This is a genomic window from Rhodoplanes sp. Z2-YC6860 (assembly GCF_001579845.1).
Lineage (GTDB): Bacteria > Pseudomonadota > Alphaproteobacteria > Rhizobiales > Xanthobacteraceae > Z2-YC6860.
In genome coordinates this window covers 6,550,882-6,571,035 of record NZ_CP007440.1, presented here as the reverse complement: position 1 = coordinate 6,571,035, position 20,154 = coordinate 6,550,882, and the positions used below count along the sequence as shown (strand labels likewise).

17 protein-coding genes and 1 pseudogene are annotated in these 20,154 nt (G+C 56.3%); 7 read left to right on the top strand and 11 right to left on the bottom strand.

The annotated features are described in order from the left end of the window. The first annotated feature begins 390 nt into the window (after positions 1-390). From RHPLAN_RS39885 to rnk, 3 genes are all read left to right on the top strand, one after another. Positions 391-615 (top strand): hypothetical protein, encoded by a 225-nt coding sequence (locus RHPLAN_RS39885; protein WP_157100608.1) that lies wholly within the window; start codon positions 391-393, stop codon positions 613-615. 13 nt (positions 616-628) lie between these two features. Next, positions 629-1,132 (top strand): PTS sugar transporter subunit IIA, encoded by a 504-nt coding sequence (locus tag RHPLAN_RS30695; protein ID WP_068026519.1) that lies wholly within the window; start codon positions 629-631, stop codon positions 1,130-1,132. A gap of 375 nt (positions 1,133-1,507) precedes the next feature. Further along, positions 1,508-1,984: a nucleoside diphosphate kinase regulator gene (gene rnk / locus RHPLAN_RS30690; protein ID WP_237179945.1), complete on the top strand. Its 477-nt coding sequence runs from the start codon at positions 1,508-1,510 to the stop codon at positions 1,982-1,984. A gap of 1,187 nt (positions 1,985-3,171) precedes the next feature. On the opposite strand, the gene RHPLAN_RS39880 is transcribed toward rnk, so the two are convergent. From RHPLAN_RS39880 to RHPLAN_RS30675, 4 genes are all read right to left on the bottom strand, one after another. Beyond that, positions 3,172-3,342, bottom strand: coding sequence for a hypothetical protein (locus RHPLAN_RS39880; RefSeq protein WP_157100607.1), 171 nt, complete (start codon positions 3,340-3,342; stop codon positions 3,172-3,174). A gap of 619 nt (positions 3,343-3,961) precedes the next feature. Next, positions 3,962-4,474, bottom strand: a complete 513-nt coding sequence (locus tag RHPLAN_RS30685; protein ID WP_068026514.1) for a plasmid partitioning protein RepB C-terminal domain-containing protein — start codon at positions 4,472-4,474, stop codon at positions 3,962-3,964. Beyond that, positions 4,474-4,734 (bottom strand): hypothetical protein, encoded by a 261-nt coding sequence (locus RHPLAN_RS30680; RefSeq protein ID WP_068026511.1) that lies wholly within the window; start codon positions 4,732-4,734, stop codon positions 4,474-4,476. The genes RHPLAN_RS30685 and RHPLAN_RS30680 overlap by 1 nt, the downstream gene beginning before the upstream one ends. Next, positions 4,734-6,314, bottom strand: coding sequence for a recombinase family protein (locus RHPLAN_RS30675; protein ID WP_068026508.1), 1,581 nt, complete (start codon positions 6,312-6,314; stop codon positions 4,734-4,736). Before RHPLAN_RS30675 ends, RHPLAN_RS30680 begins: the two co-directional genes overlap by 1 nt. Before the next feature lie 105 nt (positions 6,315-6,419). Between RHPLAN_RS30675 and RHPLAN_RS39875 the strand changes: the two genes are divergently transcribed. Then, complete coding sequence (locus tag RHPLAN_RS39875; RefSeq protein ID WP_157100606.1) at positions 6,420-6,596, top strand: hypothetical protein; 177 nt, start codon at positions 6,420-6,422, stop codon at positions 6,594-6,596. 205 nt (positions 6,597-6,801) lie between these two features. Here the strand turns inward: RHPLAN_RS39875 and RHPLAN_RS30670 are convergent, their stop codons facing one another. Then, positions 6,802-7,488 (bottom strand): class I SAM-dependent methyltransferase, encoded by a 687-nt coding sequence (locus RHPLAN_RS30670; protein ID WP_068026504.1) that lies wholly within the window; start codon positions 7,486-7,488, stop codon positions 6,802-6,804. A gap of 1,661 nt (positions 7,489-9,149) precedes the next feature. Then, positions 9,150-10,055, bottom strand: coding sequence for a hypothetical protein (locus tag RHPLAN_RS30655; RefSeq protein WP_157100605.1), 906 nt, complete (start codon positions 10,053-10,055; stop codon positions 9,150-9,152). 172 nt (positions 10,056-10,227) lie between these two features. On the opposite strand from RHPLAN_RS30655, the gene RHPLAN_RS30650 reads away from it, so the two are divergent. Beyond that, a complete protein-coding gene (locus RHPLAN_RS30650; protein WP_068032077.1) occupies positions 10,228-10,740 on the top strand; it encodes a L,D-transpeptidase in 513 nt (170 codons plus the stop codon). A gap of 11 nt (positions 10,741-10,751) precedes the next feature. Beyond that, positions 10,752-11,351 (top strand): hypothetical protein, encoded by a 600-nt coding sequence (locus tag RHPLAN_RS30645; RefSeq protein ID WP_068026497.1) that lies wholly within the window; start codon positions 10,752-10,754, stop codon positions 11,349-11,351. Here the strand turns inward: RHPLAN_RS30645 and RHPLAN_RS30640 are convergent, their stop codons facing one another. The 3 genes from RHPLAN_RS30640 to RHPLAN_RS30630 all read right to left on the bottom strand — a co-directional run bounded on the left by RHPLAN_RS30640 (position 11,352) and on the right by RHPLAN_RS30630 (position 14,537). Next, a complete protein-coding gene (locus RHPLAN_RS30640; RefSeq protein ID WP_068026494.1) occupies positions 11,352-11,936 on the bottom strand; it encodes a protein-S-isoprenylcysteine O-methyltransferase in 585 nt (194 codons plus the stop codon). It abuts the gene before it with no gap. After that, positions 11,933-13,132, bottom strand: a complete 1,200-nt coding sequence (locus RHPLAN_RS30635; protein WP_157100604.1) for a hypothetical protein — start codon at positions 13,130-13,132, stop codon at positions 11,933-11,935. The genes RHPLAN_RS30640 and RHPLAN_RS30635 overlap by 4 nt, the downstream gene beginning before the upstream one ends. A gap of 1,114 nt (positions 13,133-14,246) precedes the next feature. Next, positions 14,247-14,537 (bottom strand): hypothetical protein, encoded by a 291-nt coding sequence (locus tag RHPLAN_RS30630; RefSeq protein WP_068026489.1) that lies wholly within the window; start codon positions 14,535-14,537, stop codon positions 14,247-14,249. Between the two features lie 1,018 nt (positions 14,538-15,555). On the opposite strand from RHPLAN_RS30630, the gene RHPLAN_RS30625 reads away from it, so the two are divergent. Next, positions 15,556-16,155 (top strand): YdcF family protein, encoded by a 600-nt coding sequence (locus RHPLAN_RS30625; RefSeq protein ID WP_198164575.1) that lies wholly within the window; start codon positions 15,556-15,558, stop codon positions 16,153-16,155. A 1,180-nt stretch (positions 16,156-17,335) separates the two neighbouring features. Here the strand turns inward: RHPLAN_RS30625 and RHPLAN_RS30615 are convergent. After that, entirely contained in the window at positions 17,336-18,415 is a 1,080-nt protein-coding gene (locus RHPLAN_RS30615) for an acyltransferase family protein (protein ID WP_068026480.1), read from the bottom strand. Between the two features lie 711 nt (positions 18,416-19,126). Continuing rightward, positions 19,127-19,322 (bottom strand): annotated as a pseudogene (locus RHPLAN_RS39870) (DUF3606 domain-containing protein); the annotation flags it as partial. Positions 19,323-20,154: the final 832 nt, after the last annotated feature.

Genomic DNA, 20,154 nt, shown 5'->3' with positions numbered 1-20,154 from the left:
CAACCCGTCCTGCGGCGCAGCAAATCCTGTGGCGCAATGCCCCGCTTGACTCAGGAACTTTGGCGCTTACGTCCCAGGTATGATGACGAAGGCTCAACGATCGCAGCTACGCGCCGGCCTCCTGCGCGCTGGCCAGTAACCCGGCCGGCTTAGCCGTCCGGGTCCCAACTTACAATTTGAGCATTCACCGCGCCGTGATACCTCACGGCGGGGTTCAGCGCGTCATGAGCGCCAATTGGAGGAACCAATGTTGCTAATTGGAACGGTTACGGTCATCGCGGTGTGGCTGGCATTCATCTGGTTCTGCGATCCCGACGGTTTTCGCGAGGCCAGAGTGGCTGTAGCCCGGGCGCGCTCCGCAACACGAGACGAACGATAATGGAGGTTGATATGTACCGAGCCTACTACGGCGGCGGGGGCGGCGCAGCCGTTCCACCTATGGAAAAAGACCAATGGCCCAACAATCAGTTCGCCACTTTAGATGAGGCGCTGCTTTGGGCGCGCGCCGTCGTACGACACGGAACGACCGTCATCTCGATCGAGGGAGAAGACGGCACGCAGCTGAGCAGAAGCGAATTTGCCGCGCACGTGCGACAAAAGGTGCTCGCAGATTGATAGGAATACGAAGATGAAGATGCGGAATCTGCTGAGCATCGAGCGGGTCATTCCGAACCTCTACGCGGCCGACAAGAGTGATGCACTTCGCAAACTCGCTGCAGTTGCCGCCACCAACAGTGCGACGCCAGCAGACCTCGTCGTAAGCGCGGTGCTCGATGGGGCCGAAATGCCTGCCTTTGGCCCAGGCACCGGCATATCTCTGCCTCACGCCTTCATACCCGGCCTTGGCGATCCTTTCGTGATCTTCGCCAAGCTGAATCCGCCGGTCGATTTCGGCTCCACCGACGGCTCCAAGACGGATCTGGTGGCGTTGCTTCTCAGTCCGCTGGATAATCCCAGGGGGCATTTGCAGGCGCTTGCTTGCGTCGCGCGCACGCTGCGAGACGTTCACGTGCGGAAGCTTCTCCGCGGCGCGGAAAGCCGTGACTCGATATACGCCGTACTGTGCGGTTACGAGGAGACTCAAGATCTCGCGGCAAGCGGCAGGAGCCCAGTGCGACAAAGCGCCGATTGAAACTTGCGATTCAATGCTTACATTTGACGGATGTTGAGCTTTGCGACATTCCAACGCGGCCTTTTTCGTGCCGGTAATCTGATCGCGGGCAATTAGCCCCGAGTTTGGCGCGCATTCGCGCGAGCTCGGGGACCACCACAAAATCGAGTTGGCAGCTTTTCCGATAGCGATTCGGGCGAGCGCTGTGACTCAACAAGCAGCGTCTCCGGCTGCTCCCGTAGCTTTTGCAAGACCGTATACAGGAAGACCGTATGTCGCTCCATGAGCCAGTGAAGGAAATGAATCGCGAACCGACAAACGTGCGCCCGTTCCTGCCGAGGCGCCCCCAGAAGATCGAGCAGGCTCCCGTGAACTGAGACGATGTAGACGATCACGATGACGATCCAGGTCCCTCCGCCGCGTAAACGCGGCGAACAGTTGGAGGCAAAAATGTCCATTGAGAACACGACGTCGCCACATCGAGTTAAGCCGTCCATTGTACTGTCAGCTGATGACTACGAGCGGCTGTCGGTTCTCGCGCATGCGGCTCGAAAACAGATGCCAGATCTGGCGGATGAGCTTGCTGACGAGGTCGGGCGCGCCCGCGTGCTGGCCAAGGGCGAGCACCCACAGCACGTCGTGTGCATGAACAGCGAGGTGGAGTTCCGTGATGACACCACGGGTAAGATCCAGCGGGTGACGCTCGTTTATCCCGAGCACGCAGACATCTTACAACGGAAGGTGTCGGTTTTAACGCCAGTTGGAACAGCACTCATCGGACTTGAAGAGGATTCCTCTATCACCTGGGAAACCCCGAACGGTGAGGTGCGCCAATTGACCGTCCTGTTAATTCCGCAACCCCAGCCGGATTAAATGGGATCGGCCGGCCCATGCGGCGAGGGTATCGCAGGAGCACACCGAACGGTTGGGGGTGGCTGCGCGTTTTCTAACACGGTCCTTCAGCTGCAGACCGGAAAGACAGGACTAAATTATGACTACATTCGCAAAATCTGAGAGCTCCTGGAAACATCGTACGGAGGAGACCGTGTCATCGGCTGATCATTCTAACACGTATGCCGAGTTGGAGCGTCGTCTCGATGAGGCTCTCGAGGAGACTTTTCCAGCTAGCGATCCTATCTCAATCGTGATTGCCGCTCCTCATAGGCGTCGCTAAAGACATCGAGCGCGTATTAGTGAGACTTTGTGCTGGACAAGTTCTTTGGCTAATGCGGGGAGACGATCGAACTGGTCTTCTGCCCAGAGATGCTCCATGGCCACGTTGCCACCTGCGATGAACCCGGTCTCGCCAAGGCCTGCACGGAATGCAGTCACGTAGTTCGACGTGGGGCCGGGTGAGCCGCTATGCAGGAAGCCGATGACCGGCTGTGTGGGCGGCTGTGCAAACGTGCATGAGGGCCACGCCACAGCACCACCGATAATAAGGCCCAGTAGTTCTCGCCGCCTCATTCCGCGCCTCATCGTTTAAGACGGCATCGTAGCTGCTCAAAAGGACACCTTGGAAGGTCCCCCCGATGTCGGCCTTGAGTCATAGGCCGATATCCCTACCCGTTGCGGCCATGTCTGCTTTTACCCGACGTAGACCTCGTCGACGGTTTTTGCGGTCCTCGCTCGGCCGATCCGCTCATTCCAACTCGGAGGCCGCTTAGCTTCTGAAGGCCAGCAAAATTGGGCCTCAACTGAATTCCGCACTAAACGCCGAAGTGCGGAGCTTCAGAGACAATCGGGCCAAGAGAGAGAATTCCGGGCTGTCTGCGAGATGGAAAGTGCGGAGGTCTTCCTTGAAAAGCCGATAAACGTGGGCTTTCTCCGGGCTCCTCTCGCAGCGGAGAATATCTCGCCGGGGCCGGCTGGCGGAGGGAGAGGAACTGGGATCCAACATTCTCCACTTTACGCACATCTTCGCCCGGCCACTACCCGTCTCGGCACAGTTTTGGGAGCGCCAGTTCCGGGGTTTCCAAGCTCGGCACACCCGGCCTATCTAGTACGGTAGGCGTAGCCCCGTCGTAACTGACGCAAATCGCAGGACCCACTCTTCTGTCTCACGGGCTTCGCGACACAGGAGAAGGGGCCTCCGTCGGAAGTCTCCGGTAGTTTGCTATTGCAAGGCTGGCGATGATCAGTGCGGCAGCGAATGAACCAATCGCGGCCATCTGTGCGAACACCTGCAGCCGATCGCGCCAAGTCGTAGAAGATTTAGGATCGATGGTCATGGACTCCTCCATACAAAAAAGGAAGAGCCAGATCCTCTGTGATGCTGAATCGCATCATAGGCAAGTGGTAGGAAATATTTTTTGTGGCTGGCGCCACCCGGGTCTCCCAGGAAATTTTTCTCGGCGGCCGCGCCCCGGATAAAAATAATATTCTACAATTTCAGGGCCGTCGCCTCGCCCTCGAATGCTGCGCGCAGACATGGAGTTCGCCAGCTGAGCAATCAGCTAGATTGCGACTAAACAGCATCATCTCGTTTGCGAAATTTTGCCAAGTGCTATTTCCGTTACCGGCTTGCGCATCCGCACTAGCGTGCGTCTTCGTTTTGGCGTGGTGGTACGAGCGGCGATCTTCTGTGGCGTACGGTTTGTCGCAGAACAGACGGCCGTCAATATCTTCCAAAATGGCCTAAACGCACGCAGCACTGCCGTCCCCAACCAACTCTCGATGCAGTTCTGAACGATGTCGGGAGAATCGAACGAACGTTGGTTTCATTCGGTACAGAAATTTGCCGAGTTTGTGTCAAATGCGTGGGAGGGCGTCTGTTGGTCGAGTGCCAGTGGGAAAATACCGTAGCGTGTTGGCTAGTTCCAACCGTGTGCTAGCGCGCTAAGTCGTTGCCTAATGAGATTCTGCGATTTTCTGAAACTCAGAGAGTAGTTCGGAATAATTCTGCGCAAGAAACCGCACCACACGCGCGTTTTCGAGTAGCCGCAAGACGTAACCGACCACGACCACCAGATCGAGATGATCATCTCCATAAGATTGTGCTATGAGGCAGACTTGGTGATCCAGATTGGTGGATTCTTGCTCCATTCTCGCGATCTGCTTGAGCGCGAGTCTCGCGACGTACTTGGGTTTTTTGAGTTCCACAAGTCGATCGCAGGGTGTGGCACTCACGAGCAACCTCGCGAAGCCGACCGAAAATTCGTTCATCGCGATCATCAATTGCGCCGCCTCGATCTGCCGTGCCGGCAGCATTTTTTTCAGCTCAGCGAATGCGTAGCGGGACACATATCTGCTTTTAAGTAACTCGACCGCTTCGGGGCAGAGGCTTAGCGTGCGGCGTTTTATGTTTACCCGCCTGTGCTGAAACGCCTTTATCACGGGCCGGGGCTTCGATTTTTTCGCCATCAAGCCCCCGTTCGTTCCATACGGGCCGCCAGTTTCCGCGGGATGGTGTCCAAGTTTTCGGTCATCAGAAGCAAGATGAATTTATCGTCTCTGAGCAACTCACGCATGGCATGCGCGATGAACGTCAGCCGGTTGTGTGTCTCACCCGCGTTACGGATCAAAAGCCGCTTGCGCTCGGTAGCCTCGCGATAGGCTTCTGCAACCGTAACTCTCTTGTTTTTTCGAAAATGGCGAACGACACCGCCGGCTTTTCCCGACATCACGCCACATCTTTCAAATGGACGCGCCCAGCCATCTCGAAGAACGGATCAAGAGAGTCGAATCGATAACCGTCGAGCGCGATACCGTTGTAATCGGCCACGCGCATGACATCGCTGTCGATGTTCGCGGTCGGTAGAATGAGATAGTCGCGCGCCGCGCTGTTGAGATGGTTCATCCGGACAGCAATCGTCACGTCCGAGAGGACGCTGCGATCAAGCCGGATCATCCATCGCATGGAGCCTCCGGGGTACGTGCGACAGCGCACCACCACGATCGACACTGAAAATTCTCCATTGACCAGCAGCCGATTAGAACCGCCTAGCGTAACCTTGCCTCCGACTCGCTCGATGCCCTCAATGACTTGCTCAACCACCTTCGGACGGAAGCGCTGGAGGAACCGTTTTCTCGTGACAGGGAGATAGTCGCATTCGCGCGAATAGCCGATGAGTTGGTAGGCGCGGAGTAGTGAGCCGAACCGGCGTCTGTATGTACCGGTAGAAGGCCCTTGCAGAGTGGCGTTAATGATCGGTTCCGAAAGACGCCCCCGGCTATGGAGGATATTGCGAAGCGTTTGCAAGAGTTCGTCATCGGTCATCCGATGCGATCGCGCGCGAATCATGTCCTGCGCGGTATCGAACAAGGACCGTTCGACGATCGCTGGAAACGCGCCCTCCGCCCTAATCCAAAGGTTGGGGGTGTTTCGTACACGGCGCTGTCGGAGTTTGGACGATCCGCGGTTCCATACGTTGTTGCCGATGTATTTTTCGTTGGTCAAAATATTATGCACGGCGCCGCGTTCCCATGCCCTTCCGCTGCCGTTCAGGACGCCGCGCTCGTTGAGACGCGCCGCGATCTCCCCTTCGTTCAAACCTCTGTTCACAAAATCGTTGTATATGCTCCGGACGATGGCGCGTTCTTTCGTCGGGCCTAGAACGAGCACGACCCTGTCGGTCTGGATGCTCTTTTTCTGTTTAAAGGCAAGTTCGCCTTTCGCTGCGCCAGTCTCGTCGAAGAGTTGCCGCCGCAGGCCAAGCCCCGGCTGACCGCCTTGACGATACCCGAGTTCGATAAGACGGGCCTGACCGCTGAAAACCTTGACCGACAGTTCGCGGCTGAACTCGGCGGCCATACGCCGTTTGACCACTTTTTGGATGTCGGAGCCTATGCTTCCATCGTTCTCGAACTGCTCGGCGCAGTAAGCGACGTGGACGCCCATTACTCGGCATGCATATTCGTAAGCCGCAGGCTCGTCTGAATCCTGAAAACGGCCCCACCGGCTAATGTCATAGACAAGGATAACAGAGTAGTCGGCTGCTCCGGACCGAACGTCAGCAAGCAACTGCTGCAAGCCTGTACGCCCACTGATATTGAGGCCGCTGCGCCCAGCGTCGGTATAAGTCCGCACGATCTCCATTCCCCGCCGGTCTGCGTAGCTTCGAATGGCATTGGATTGGTTATCTATCGAATATCTCTGATGATCCGTCGACATGCGGACATACTCCGCGGCGCGGATGCGTGATACTGCTTGCGTGCTGGCTTCGGGGTCGTAGCCCCCGGTCTCGACGCGATAGATTGACATAGAAACATGTTGCTGGAGACAGGCAGAATTTTGCGTATCATTCAAACAGCAGATTTGAATCCATTGCGATGGACCACGGGACGGTCGTAGCGAACAGGTGGCAGGATGGCCGAGAACGATCAATTTCAGAAGATCATTAGCCTGCTGGAAACGGCGCACATGCTGGCGAATGACTTAGGAGAGGGGGCACTTGAATACTACATCGAGCGCGCTCTTGACGAAGCGAGGGCGGGAGCGCTCTTCCCGCCGAATCTCAAGCAGGCACCCTACTTTCCAGGCTAGCGCGGCCCGGGAAAGAAATACGGTGCACGCTCGTCCGGTTTCCGACCGTCACGTGACAGATTGTTCGACGAAAAAGACTCCTGACGGGAAGTCGATTGACGCAAATGCCAAGGCCGGCTCGGCAACGATTCTTCCTCTTATCCCCGGAGGCGGTTACGGCGGGATTGCTGCGGCATATAGGTTTGGTCAGCAACGGAATGCGCGCTTAGCGTTCTGACTTCGTAAGTCGATCCCGCTTCCGCAATGTGATGAATGCTGCCGGATGCTTGATTGAAAACGGCAATCGACAGCGACCTGTTGCCACAATCGCATTTGAGCTATCTGCCGCTGCCAACTCATCCCACGACGCAGAGTGTCCCGCTCGCCGGAGAAACATCTTTTGATGTTGCATGGCAAGATGCTCGATAGGCTCTACCAGCACGACGACATCGTGCGATAAGGCGAGCACGTTTCTGAACGCAACGTTCGGGTTTTTGGAAAGACAGAGCGCTGTGTTGCTGAAAACGATGTCAAACGCGTGTTCGGGGACATATGCCGGGTCATCGAATGACACCCGCAGCACATCGAACTCACTCGATTGAACCGGCGCCACATCTGACCCCGACAGCGTCACCCGATTACCGTATTTGTCGCGGAGCAGCCTTAGATTGATCGTGCTTCCGCAACCCACCTCGTGGACGCTTATGCGATCGCGCGAGCAGAGTAGCTGATCGATTGAGTTAAATACAGGCTCGAGCCAACAGAGGCGCTCTTGCCGGCGCGTGACCATCGCAATCTTGCTTCCATCGACGATCGTGTAGCGACGTAAGCTATCAAGGCTCTCATATTCGCGGTCTTGCAGGGTCGGCTGCCGAAGGGACCGCTCGCCCCCACCGTTCTTGGCCGACCGCAACCGCGCCTCTTCCCAGCATAGCCAAGCGAAATATAGGGGCGGAACGCGACGCAGCGCTGAGAAGCGCAAGCTACGCCACAGATCCCTTATTCGTGTGCTGTGCCGCCCCATGCTGCCCCTTGCTGAGATTAGAAGCTTCGAAGCGCCCTGTCAGCTGAAGAAGGATGACTTCCGCATCTAACAAGGGGACCTCGCCCATGGAAGGTGAGGTCTCTCGGAGCGAACGGGGGCTGGCTGCCAAGATGTGACGGCCCCCGGGGGAGTTGGGGGCTGTGAGGGCCGTCTACCGCGGCAGCCGAAGCTGCCACCTGATGAACATTCCCGATGAAAACTTGTTGCGAGCACTTTCGGACATACCGACGAGAAAAAGACCTCCACATCTGGTTGATAAGTGGAGGACGTTCTTTGCAGATTTTCGCGGCTAAGCAGAAATGATCGGCCCCCACCTGAGCCGGGGGAGGCTGGGATTGGGTGGAGGCCGTCACCGTCGGTCTGGGGATCGACACAGAAGCAAGGGCGGTATCAGGTTCTGGTTCCGCAAACAAAACCCGCGGTATGCGTGACGAGGTTCTGGTGTGTCGTGATCTAGGGCTTCCCAAGGTCGGACGTCCCTTTAGGGCCTCGGAGAACTCGACACACGATTGATGAGCCCTGCCGGTTAGGGCGAGACTGTGTGTCCTTTGCCGGCAAGCACGCGATGTTTGACCCTTGAGAAGTCTTGCTAGGTCTCCTCGCTGCTGAGCGCGTTCCGAATTCAGGCTCCTCGCTTTGACCGGACTCCGTCGCTGGCCAGATGCGCCTGGTATCACCGATGTCGCTTTCGCGGCTGTGGTTGCTGTTGCTGCTGTCTCTGGGCCAGTAGGCGCTTCCTCTGGCGGTGCTCGGCAGTTGTCTCCGGATTGTATTCGTAAACAATGTTGTTCTGAGCGTTGCGTTTTGCCTGATCGGCTAGCCGGTCAAAGGAAAGCGCCAAAAGCTCAAGCTCAAGACGAGTCGAGGCGTTTCCCTCTGCGCGCGCCTGACGCCGGATCTCAGTGGCCTTAAGCCTATGAGTTTCCTCTGTGTTCATGACGGTGCCACCCATACACGAAACGCGATCCGCATGATAAATGCCGCTGCCCGGCTGTCGTTCCTGGTCGGCAGACACCTCGACGGCTTTTCTGGCGGCTGAGCAACTTACTCGGTCCAAGTTCGTTGGGCACGTATGCTGATCTTTCGTGCCCTTATTCTCGTGGCTGCGACCACCGTGATTAGTGCGGGTGCTATGGCAGCCTCGCCGCAAATAGTGCCACCTGGGTGGCATCAGGTTCGATCAGCAGGTAACACGGGCCGCGTCTTCGTCTCGCCGGATGGCTCGGCACGCATCCGTTTCGGTCACGAGCCGGCGCAAAGCCCAGACCGGTACATCCACCGACCGGGTGAACGGGTCACTTACCAGGATGGCGGGGAGTCATGGTTCGTCGTCTCGGGATACCGAGGTGAAGAGATCTACTACCGGAAGGGCAACTTGGCCTGCCGAGGTTCACGGTGGAATCTCATTGAGTTTCGCTATCCCCGTGAAGCGAAGCGGCAGATGGATGCCACCGTTGCCATGGTCGCTCGCCAGATGGGCGCGTATGGGCGCGACTGCGGTTGACCAGGGTAAGACGCAGGGCCTTGAACTATTGGACGGCTGTGCGATCTGGCAGGTCTAATTTTCCCGCTGCGGTCGCGGACGCTTGTTGCTTGACCGCTTGTGGCTTTGTGTCTCGAGGCCTCGCCATTGACGACTTCTCCCGTAGGGGCTTGTCGCCTTGTGCCTTAGCATCTGGGTGCTCGGCGCTCTTAGCAGGCCCGTCAGCAGATTTTCTGCCCTGCGCTGCAATAGCTTTCAGTCTGGCTTGACGCAACTGCGCCGGCGTCGCCACCTCGACGGGGGTGCCGATGATGCCGATCCTACCCATGTTGAGTTTTTTCAGGCTCTCAATGTAGTCAGCCGGCATCAACAGTGGTGACGAGGGGGTGTCCATTCCCATGAACTTGGCAACGTCGCCAACCCAGGCGTTGCAATTGTAGAGGACCGCGTGCCACATCGGGGAATTCTTCTGATGCTGCTTAACGTACGCTACAACCTTTTTGAACTCTTCGGCGGACAACGCCACGTGGAAACGCGCCAGAACATACTGATCGTCGGTATCGCCATCACTGGCTCCCGTTTCCGACGGCACCACGACGAGGTGCCCGATCATCCATGGCAACGGGCTTTCCGAAATCGGATGCAAGCCGGCGACGGTGAAGTTTCCAACCTTGCCGTTGGCGTTGACCTTTCCATAAATGGAGAACGTATGTCCGTAGCTGTCGGCGTTACGCGCACGGAACTCGATGTAATATGGTTTGTCCGCCGGTCTACCGTGGGTGGCCTCGGCGACAGGCTTGGGCTTCGCCGCAGCTGTTTGCTCAACAACCGGTTGCTCCTGCGACCAAACCGGCGCGCTGACAACCAACAGCACACTTGAGAACAAAGCGCCGACCAAAGGGCGCAATACGGACCGAAAAGTGGTCCCGTCGGAACCCTTGGCGTTCTGCATCCTGAACCTCGAAATCATGCTGGGAGATGCAACCTATTTTTGCCGCCCGCCGAACTGGTGCTCTAGTGCCAAAAAGCCACATGACCACTGTTTTTTGCGATTGCCCCGGGATCAGCCTCTTGTTGTTCACAGGCACTCTCTTCAAGAATTGGTTCATAGCATGGGAGCCCTCATGAAATTGTTTCGACTAGCTGGACCGATTCTGCTGATCTCGTGGCTTGCGGTGCTCCCTCCGTCAGCCGCGGGGGCCGCCCAGCAGGTCGCCACCAACTTAGACTTTTCCGCCGGTACGATTGTCGTGAAGACAACGCAACGCCGCCTGTATCTAATGACAGGACCAGGGCATGCGTTGAGCTATCCGGTCGGAGTTGGCCGTGCAGGCAAACAATGGGCCGGCACGTCCTTCATATACAGCAAGCGGCTGAAGCCCGCATGGTCACCGCCCGACGAAATCAAGCGAGACCGGCCATCAATACCTGATGTGATACCCGCCGGCTCCCCCAGCAATCCGATGGGGGCGGCCGCTCTGCTGCTAGCCGATGGTCAATATGCAATCCACGGGACGAACAATCCGTCGTCTATCGGCGGTTACGTCTCCTATGGCTGCATCCGGATGTACAACAGGGACGTACTGGACCTTTACGAACGTGTGGGCGTGGGCACCAAAGTTGTTGTAATGCATTAGGGGAGCGCTGGATGTTTGCTCATCGGGCGAAGCGCGTTGGCATTGCTGTCGCGTTGTCTTTCATCCTGGCAGGGCTGACCGTATCAGTCAGCCTAGCTCAGCCGGCCAAGTCCACCGCCACTGCTTCGGAGGGCCACTCTTATTTCATCGAGTTCAGGGTGGCCACGATCGGCGCCTATGGTCACAGCTATGCGGCTTATGGTGCCGGATCGCGCGTGAAGTACACCGATCTGCATCCGATGGGAAATTACGCCATCATGGCCATCGGTCATGTTCTTCCCGTGCCGGCGAACACCGAATGGGATCCAGACGTCCTGAAATTGCCGATCGCCTCGCGCTATCGTGTTTCGTTGACCAACGCGCAATACGCCCGGTTAACTGCTGCAATTGCGAAAGCAAAAACAAACCGGTCACCAACCTGGAACGCAGTGACAAATAACTGCAATCACTTCATCGGCGAGCTAGCCGAGGCAATCGGACTTACGGTGCCCGGGTCGTTCCAAGTTTCGTACGCGTTTGTGCCGGCGTTGAAGGCGCTTAATGTCGCGAACCATCCGGATGGTGCTTCCACAAGCAAGCGCTCGTCAAAGCCGCAAGCACCTCAAACCTAATCAATATACGTGCGGAATGACGCGGTGTGTCCGTTGCATGTAGAGTTTGTACTCATCACCAAATGTCTCAATCATCAAAGCTTCCTCTTTCCTCACGCGGAGGAAGTATAGAGTTCCGAAGCCGACGAGACCGGCAAGTCCGGCAATCGCATTCGGAATGAGAACGGCCTGGGCCAGCGCCCAGAGCCAGAACGCCGCGTACATTGGATGGCGTACGCGCTTGTACACGCCGTCGGTCATCAAAATGTGTCGCTCCTTGACCTCCAAGGTGACGGACCAATATCGGTCTAGGGCGCGATGGGTCTGGCGAAACATATAAAGCGCCAGACCAAAGATGATCGCGCCCATCCACGGTTGCCAGATTTGTATCGGATAATTGGCAACTTTTAGAACTGGCGTAAACATGTAAAGCGCCGGCAGAAAACCCAATCCCGCGGCTGAAATCGTCAGCAAGATGGCTTCACGCACCTTGTAATCGCGGCGAACGATCTTGGTTTTCCTGCTTCGCCGTGCAAAAGGATATCGGATTAGGTACCAAGAGATGACACCACAAATCCAAATCAATTTGGCCAAAAGAATCGTCATCCGACGACGCGCTTTGGATCGCCGGCCTCTGGGTCGTGGCCGATGTTCATGAGGCCGAACTCGCTCTTGCTCCACATCGCAACGGGAGCGGGCCCGCAGATCATCATAAAAAAGTCGTACGGCGCTTTTCGTTCATTGGCGCTGACGCATTGATAGTGAAGTCGGAGCGGCCGCCATCGGATTTTTTTATACGTGGCCGGTTCCAGCATTTGCTGGAGCCGAGCCCGGCGGATAACCGGGTTATCACTAGGCAATTGATTAGCCTCATGAACCCGCTTGAGCGAAACCGGATGAACGCGAAAGAAACTGATCGGATCAGCACGCGTCTGGATCTCAACCCAGCTGACCGTTGGGTTGCGCGCGACACCAGCGATCCTGTCGCGCAACCATGATGCGTCTGGATGCAATGTGCACTTGGGAATCGTCGCTCCCAACGAAGCAAATGCGACGGCGACGCCCTTCAAGCAAAGCGCTTGGCTTAGGGCATCCGCGGCGAAAGTGGCGCCCAAGCTATGGCCCACGACAAGGATTTCGTCTGCGGCGTTGTCACATGTTGCCGCCGAAATCAGATTAGCAAACCGTGAGATGCGCGTCTCCAGTTCATCGCGCCTCTTGCGGATGTAGTCCAGCGACATGATCCAGTCGTCGAGCGCTTGATGCATTCGCCAGCGGCGGCCAAGCCAGTGCTGGAAGACAATAAAGGCGGCCATTGCAGCGATCGCCCCGCTAAATGAAGACCAGGGCGGGGGTAGGCCCGAACTCACAGCGAAGCCCACAACAAAGGACAGGATGAGCAGTGCAGCGATCTGGAAAAACGGAGCGATCGCGAACGCAAAATATCGCGGATTGGCTTTGAAGTAACTATGCAAAGTGCCGGACAGGATCAAATCTGCATACACAGCGGCACCACGGCTAAATCGTCTTAACGCCGGACCGGAAGCTTCTTTGGCAATGAGGTCGTCCCATGAAAGCAGCACAAAATCCGTCTGAACTGACCAATCACGGCACGATGTCGTCACGGACCATGTTGAGCCTTGTTCGAAAATGGATCGCTCGCTGCACTTGCTTTCAACGCACCAAGTGCGCTTGAAAATCTCCAATTGGCGGAGGAAGCGCCGATAAAACCCGGCCGCCGCTCCCGGATCGTAACCTGCGATATAGAATACTTTCCTTCGTCGGACAGATTGCGCCGCCATCAAACTTCTTTAAGGCCGGCGAGCGAAGGCCGCTATACAAAACTGCTCATCACCACGGCAGCAAGGCGTGCACAAAAGATTAGGGGCATCGTTTCCGATGCCCCTGTTCGTGTTTAAGTGGTGAGCTTAGCCCTTCGTGATCACCGGAGCCGGTGACTTACCCACGAAGCAGCCGCCCAGGCTCACGCCCGCGACCACCAAAACCAATGCCAAAGCCAACTTTTTCATTTTGTGCCCCTGTCCAGGTAGGTATGCGCCGAAATAGAAGCATTCGACGGCTGGTCGGGCCTAGTGCCCAAAAACCACAGCAAGAAAGATTCTCGCGGCTTTCGACAAAAAATCGGCGTCAACAGCCGCTTTGCTGTCAAATGACACGTCATCGTATCGTTTGGGACTGCTTCCAGCCGAACCTCTTTCTCGATCAATCCATTTCTGCAGACTGGCTGATGGAAGATGGGCCGATCCCAAGTTATGCTGGTTTTCGAACATAAGTAGCGTTTGTCTGGACGAAGCCAACATGATCCGTTCGTTCTTGATTCCTTTCACGATTGCGTCCATGTGGGCAACGGCTGCGCGCGCGACCTCAGTTTATGATGGGAGCTGGAGCCTTACGGTCATCACGCAACGCGGTGACTGCGATTCGAGCTACGAAATCCAGCTGGACGTGCGCAATGGGGTGATCTCGCATCCAAATATTGTGCGGCTTAACGGGCGGGTAAAGCCCAATGGTGCCGTCCGTGTATCTGTCGCCGTACCTGGAAAGTTTGCGGCGGGCTCAGGTCGGGTGAATGGCAGGAAGGGCCGCGGCCGGTGGTCAGGTCATTCGGAAACTTCCAAGTGTTCGGGGATATGGACCGCACAGCGCAATTGACTCTGACGTCGCAGCCCTTTGCTTTGTCGTTAGACTCTCCGCCCGCTACGTGCAGCTCTCGGCGGTGGCTGTGACCGTGTTTACGCTGAAGCTCAAAATAATCGCCAATAATTTGCCCATCCGCTGCACACGCCTTCTATCTCGGAGCCCCGGTGGATCGAATCCACTGCGCCATGCATCGACCTGTAAAATTGCGCAAACATTGGCAGCCCGGTAGTCGTACTGCGACAGCCACCTATAGAGCTAATTTGCGGACTTGGTCTTACTGATCAGACGACAGTCAAATGTCACTAAACCAGTGTCGTAATTCATTTTAGTGATGTAACCCTTCTTGCCAAACTTCTCGCAATGCGTCGTGACGGCCTGATAGGCTGCAGTCTGCTTGTCCGATGTTTCCAGAGTGTGCGCAATTTTTCCGCCGTTTGAGTCGCCCTCCACCTGGGGGCTATTGGTGACCCGATCCAAGCTCGTATTCGCGCACCCTGATAACAGGGCCAATGCCAATACAGCATACGTCTTCTGAAATTCGAACATTTGTGACGACATCCCGTAAAAAAGAGCGGCAGCGAACGTTGCGCCTGAAGGAGCCGATCCGCTACCAAATCGACTCTCAGTAATGACCTTATTCGAGTTCCCTATTCGGCTCGAGGCGGTGCTCCAGAGGTGTTGCGATCACTCTACCCATCGGCGTGTAGGCGGGCCAAGAGCGGTGGATAAATCCAGTCGATGTTGAAATGCAATACATCGAACGTTTCTGCATGCTCAGCCACGGATTCGAGCAACGCGGTATGTGAAGCCATCGGATCAGATTTCGGACGACCCGGACAGAGTCCACCAGGCAAGGCTGGAACGAGACATGCCCTGCTGACTGAGTCGCCTATCGCGAATAACGTAATATCGTGGCCTGACGCAACCAATTCGTACACGAGCCATGGCACGACACGCTGCGTCCCGCCATACAGCGTCGGCGGGATGCTCTAGGCGTCGAGGTGGTTTGTGCAATTCGCAACCGACATGATGCGTTCGTGCTTGATTGCATTTGTAATCGCCACCATTTGGGCAACGGCTGCGCGCGCCACCTCGGCTTATGACGGAAGCTGGAGCCTTACGGTTATTACGCAACGCGGCGACTGCGACGCGAGCTACGATATCCAGCTGGACGTGCGCAATGGGGTGATCTCGCATCCAAATATTGTGCGGCTTAACGGGCGGGTAAAGCCCAATGGTGCCGTCCGTGTATCTGTCGCCGTACCTGGAAAGTTTGCGGCGGGCTCAGGTCGGGTGAATGGCAGCAGCGGCTGCGGCCGGTGGTCAGGTCATTCGGAGACTTCCAAGTGTTCAGGGATATGGACCGCACGGCGAAATTAAGTGACGGGGAAGCCCCCTCGCTCTGTCGTAATGCTCTCAGCGCGCTAAAGACTGCATCGGCTTCGGGTCCACTCACGACAACGGCGGAACTCGCTCTTGAGCCGTGTGTTTGGCAGGGTGTCTCTGGCGCCGAAAACCCATGCGGATCGCAAGATTGCTACTAGATGCTCTAGGCCTCTTGGCCTTGGCGTCTATCGTTTCGGCAGGAGCATTCTTCTTTTCGGTTTCGGACTGGCTTCAATACCGGGACCATCCTTTGGCCGCTGATTTCATTCTGCCGCTTGCTGGTGACACAGCACGCCTGTCCAAGGCCGCAGAATTGTTTCAAGCGGGACTCGCTCCATTTGTTCTGCTGAGCAACGAATGGCACCAACCAGTCTCAGTTGCTACGAAAGTAGCAGCCGACTTCGAAGCGCAAGACAGCCGCGTAGCGTTTCTGACAGCACTCGGCGTACCCGAGCCACGCGTTTCAACCTATGGATCGAACCTGCTATCGACGGCAGAAGAGGCCGAGGCACTTGGGATGTTTTTAGGGAAGCGGAAGGCGACCATTCTGCTGGTAACGTCTCCCTACCAAGCTCGACGGGCCAAGATCATATTCGAGCGAGAACTGCCGAATGTGCGTTGCCTAATCGTTTGGCCTGAAAAGGACAAGGTGCAAAAAAGGTGGTGGAAGGACAAAGAGTCCGCCGTCCTTGTGGTGACCGAAATTGTTAAGCTCATCCATTATCTCAGCGGCGGAGTCTTTCGCGGCCAACAAGATGCGACGACTGCGATGCTGTAGACCAGCGTAGCCACCCCGGTCACCGCGGGCTTGCCATTTAGAGGAGGTGCCAGTCGAGTGCAAACTCGGCTTTGCTGGCCGGCACGCCTATTAACCCGCCTTGAACTCGAACGCCAAGTCGAACCTTGTGTGTCCTTTGCCGGCAAGCACGCGATGTTTGACCCTTGAGAGGTATTGCTAGATATCCTCGCTACTGAGCGGCCTTCCGAATTCAGGCTCGCTTTGTCCTGACTCCGTCCCCGGGCCAGATGCGCTTGGTATCACCGATGTCGCTTTCGCGGCTGTGGTTGCTGTTGCTGCTGTCTCTGGGCCAGTAGGCGCTTCCTCTGGCGGTGCTCGGCAGTTGTCTCCGGATTGTATTCGTAAACAATGTTGTTCTGAGCGTTGCGTTTTGCCTGATCGGCTAGCCGGTCAAAGGAAAGCGCCAAAAGCTCAAGCTCAAGACGAGTCGAGGCGTTTCCCTCTGCGCGCGCCTGACGCCGGATCTCAGTGGCCTTAAGCCTATGAGTTTCCTCTGTGTTCATGACGGTGCCACCCATACACGAAACGCGATCCGCATGATAAATGCCGCTGCCCGGCTGTCGTTCCTGGTCGGCAGACACCTCGACGGCTTTTCTGGCGGCTGAGCAACTTACTCGGTCCAAGTTCGTTGGGCACGTATGCTGATCTTTCGTGCCCTTATTCTCGTGGCTGCGACCACCGTGATTAGTGCGGGTGCTATGGCAGCCTCGCCGCAAATAGTGCCACCTGGGTGGCATCAGGTTCGATCAGCAGGTAACACGGGCCGCGTCTTCGTCTCGCCGGATGGCTCGGCACGCATCCGTTTCGGTCACGAGCCGGCGCAAAGCCCAGACCGGTACATCCACCGACCGGGTGAACGGGTCACTTACCAGGATGGCGGGGAGTCATGGTTCGTCGTCTCGGGATACCGAGGTGAAGAGATCTACTACCGGAAGGGCAACTTGGCCTGCCGAGGTTCACGGTGGAATCTTATTGAGTTTCGCTATCCCCGTGGAGCGAAGCGGCAGATGGATGCCACCGTTGCCATGGTCGCTCGCAACATGGGCGCTTATGGGCGCGACTGCGGTTGACCAGGGTGAGACGCAGGGCCTTGAACTATTGGATGGCTGTGCGATCCGGCAGGTCTAATTTTCCTGCCGCTGCGGTCGCGATTATTGCGCTACATTCTGATTGCAGTCCTCCCAACAACGCCGTGGGTTAGAGGCACCGGCCGTATTCCGAAGAAATTCGAAATATTCATTCTTTGCGAAATTATTTGCCACGCAATTGGCCCAGCCAAGCCCGCAAGTGTCATCGTTATAAAATATGTTTGCCAGCCCAATCGGCCAAAAGCCATGGTAACGATCGTCTTCGCGGCTGTGCCCCAGATAACGTGTTGAACATAAATCACCATCGCGAACAACCCGATCCAGCGCACGTTATGAAGGATAGTCGTTCGAGTGCTAATGATTGCCATTGCAGCGACCAGTGCAGTTCCAATAATTCCAGCTAATGGGGTCACCGCAGTGCGGGACCAACCTTGCGACAACACGAGAAAGGCTGTGCATCCAAGCAGCGATACGCAAAACGAGATGGCTGCAGCAAGCGAGTATGTGGAGATGGCAGATAGCTTGCCAACAAAGTGGCCTAATGTCGGGTTGGATCTCAGCGCTCTCCCCAGGCCATAAAAGAACAAGCTCAAACATATCGGATGTATTAGCCAGACCCGAACTCCGGACATTTCGACACAAGCGTCGCCTGCAAGACCTATGGCAGCAATGACCGCCGCCGACTTTGCTCCATCATCAACAATGAAACACAATAGACGATCTATGATTTTGATGACGACGAGCACGTATAGAAACCAAAATAGACTGCTTGGTTCGACCAGAACGGAGAACAGGGCGTTGGAGTCAGGATGGTGATTGCTAATTTTTTCAAAAAGACTTTGAAGTACAATATATGCGGTAGACCACAAAAAGTATGGCCAAACTATCCATTGTAAAAGTGAAGATATGAACGGGAGTAGCGGCTTGTTCTGATCGTTCGACACAAAGCCGGACAAGGCAAATAGGGCCGGCATGTGGAACAGATATATGAACGTATCGATCAAGTCCCTCTCGAAGCTGGTAGTCATAATGCCGGAACTTAGAAGAGAGCGCGTGGCGTGGCCGATCACGACAAGGATTAGGCAGTACCCACGAGCGCTATCAATCCATTCGACCCGCGATGGCAAGGTCTGGTCCAAACCAGCGCTCATTATATTGATTTGAGGGGAAATGGTACCGCCTCGTTTCGGAAATTTTAAATTCGTTCGGACAGCGCGACGTTGTTAGATCACTTGAAAAAAGGAGATTCCGTTGTCCCTAAAAGGTGGACGCCAAGCGACCTCGTATGCCTAATCAACAACTTAGAGAGGAAATTTACAATCCAAAAATGGTACTAAAAATTGGCGACAACTTTTTGCGCGGCCCTGCGGCCAACCCGGGCCGCGGCCATTGCATGCTGTTTTGGTCAGGAGCACTGCCTATCTTCTGCGCGCGGCGTTGATAATCTCGCAGTCGACCAGCCGCGATTGACAGCGCCGATAATCGCTCGCCGTCTCTCATCGCCATTTAAGTGCTGAAGACTTGCAGGGACCGTCCCGCAAAAATCTGGGTTTACAATCGCGGAAATCAGAGCAGGGGGCGCGACAACGTTGCTCGCCATCGCCGAGGGCTTGAACATCCGCGGGATCCTACGGCCCGCCAATTAGGCGTGATCTGCTGCGCAAGTGTCCAGGGTACTTGCGCACTTATAGGTCGCTGTGTGGCGTCAAGGGATTACTAGGACACACTGACAGAGATGCGGCGCTGAAACAAAAAGCCCCGGCGATGCGCCGGGGCTTCCCCCGCCGCAACACGCTGAGGGAGGCGGGAAGCGCGTGCTGCAGCAGGGATTAGACTTGGAACGGCTCTACATCGGCAAGGTTTCAGACCCGAGAAATCAGGGGCGATGTGTAAAACGACATTGCGGCTAGCCGCCGCTCAACCTTCTTGCGGCTGTTGCCGACTTTCTTGACCGCACGCTTGACTGACTTGGCGTTGCGTCCGGTTTTCTTCGCCTCGTAGCTCACTTCGTACCGCTGGCCACTGGCCAACGCGTGCACGGTCCTGTTTGCGGCCCCGGGGGTCTGCTTTCGCTTCTTAGCCATTTCTAATCTCCTCAGCTTGAGCAGCTGAGGAATATAATCAGCAGAGCCCGTTCCGTCATGCGCGTCGCTGCAGAAGCTCCTGCACGAGGTCAACTTTGCGAGCCTCGTCAGCGCGCACGAATGAGCAGTAGTAGCGGCCGTCCTCGCCGTGCGCGCATGCCTCGCTGAAGGGCTTTCGGCACCGCGGCAAGAAGTACTGTTTCGGGGCGTCTGCGTTTAAGTAAGGCGAGCCTTGTTCGAGCTTCTCGTTCTCAATCGTCACTCTCATCCGAACTTCTCCAATCGTAAGCACGCGCGGCCACAGCACTTCGTCTCTCCACGGTAGAGCGGCCAAACAGCACGGCCACTCGGCGGCACACTTTCTATAGTGCTAACCTCTGCACATTATCCATTAAACGGAATTTCCCCGGCCGGGCTGATTGGTAGGCCCCAGATTGCGCCGCGGCACTGTTCCAAGCGGCCGAGTGGATAGGACCGAGGTCAAAATGGGGTGAAAAGCCCTGGAGCTGGCGCCTGCGCGTAGGTGCGACCAACGTCAGGCCGCAAACGCGATTTGCTTGCGAGGACGGGGCGTCTGTTTGACTTAGTGGCAGTTTTGGTTGTGCTTTTCCGATGATCGATCTTGCGCTTGCGCTCCGAAGGGACAGGTCCTTTAGCGGCTGCAGTTTCAACAGCGGCCGTGGATGGTGTCGGTGGAGATACCGCCTGTTGGGAGCCGGAAGCGGGTCTGTCAATCAAGGTCGCGGTTTGCTGCTTGCCTGGGAATACGATTGGCTCCCGGTGTGCAACCGCGCTGTATACCCATA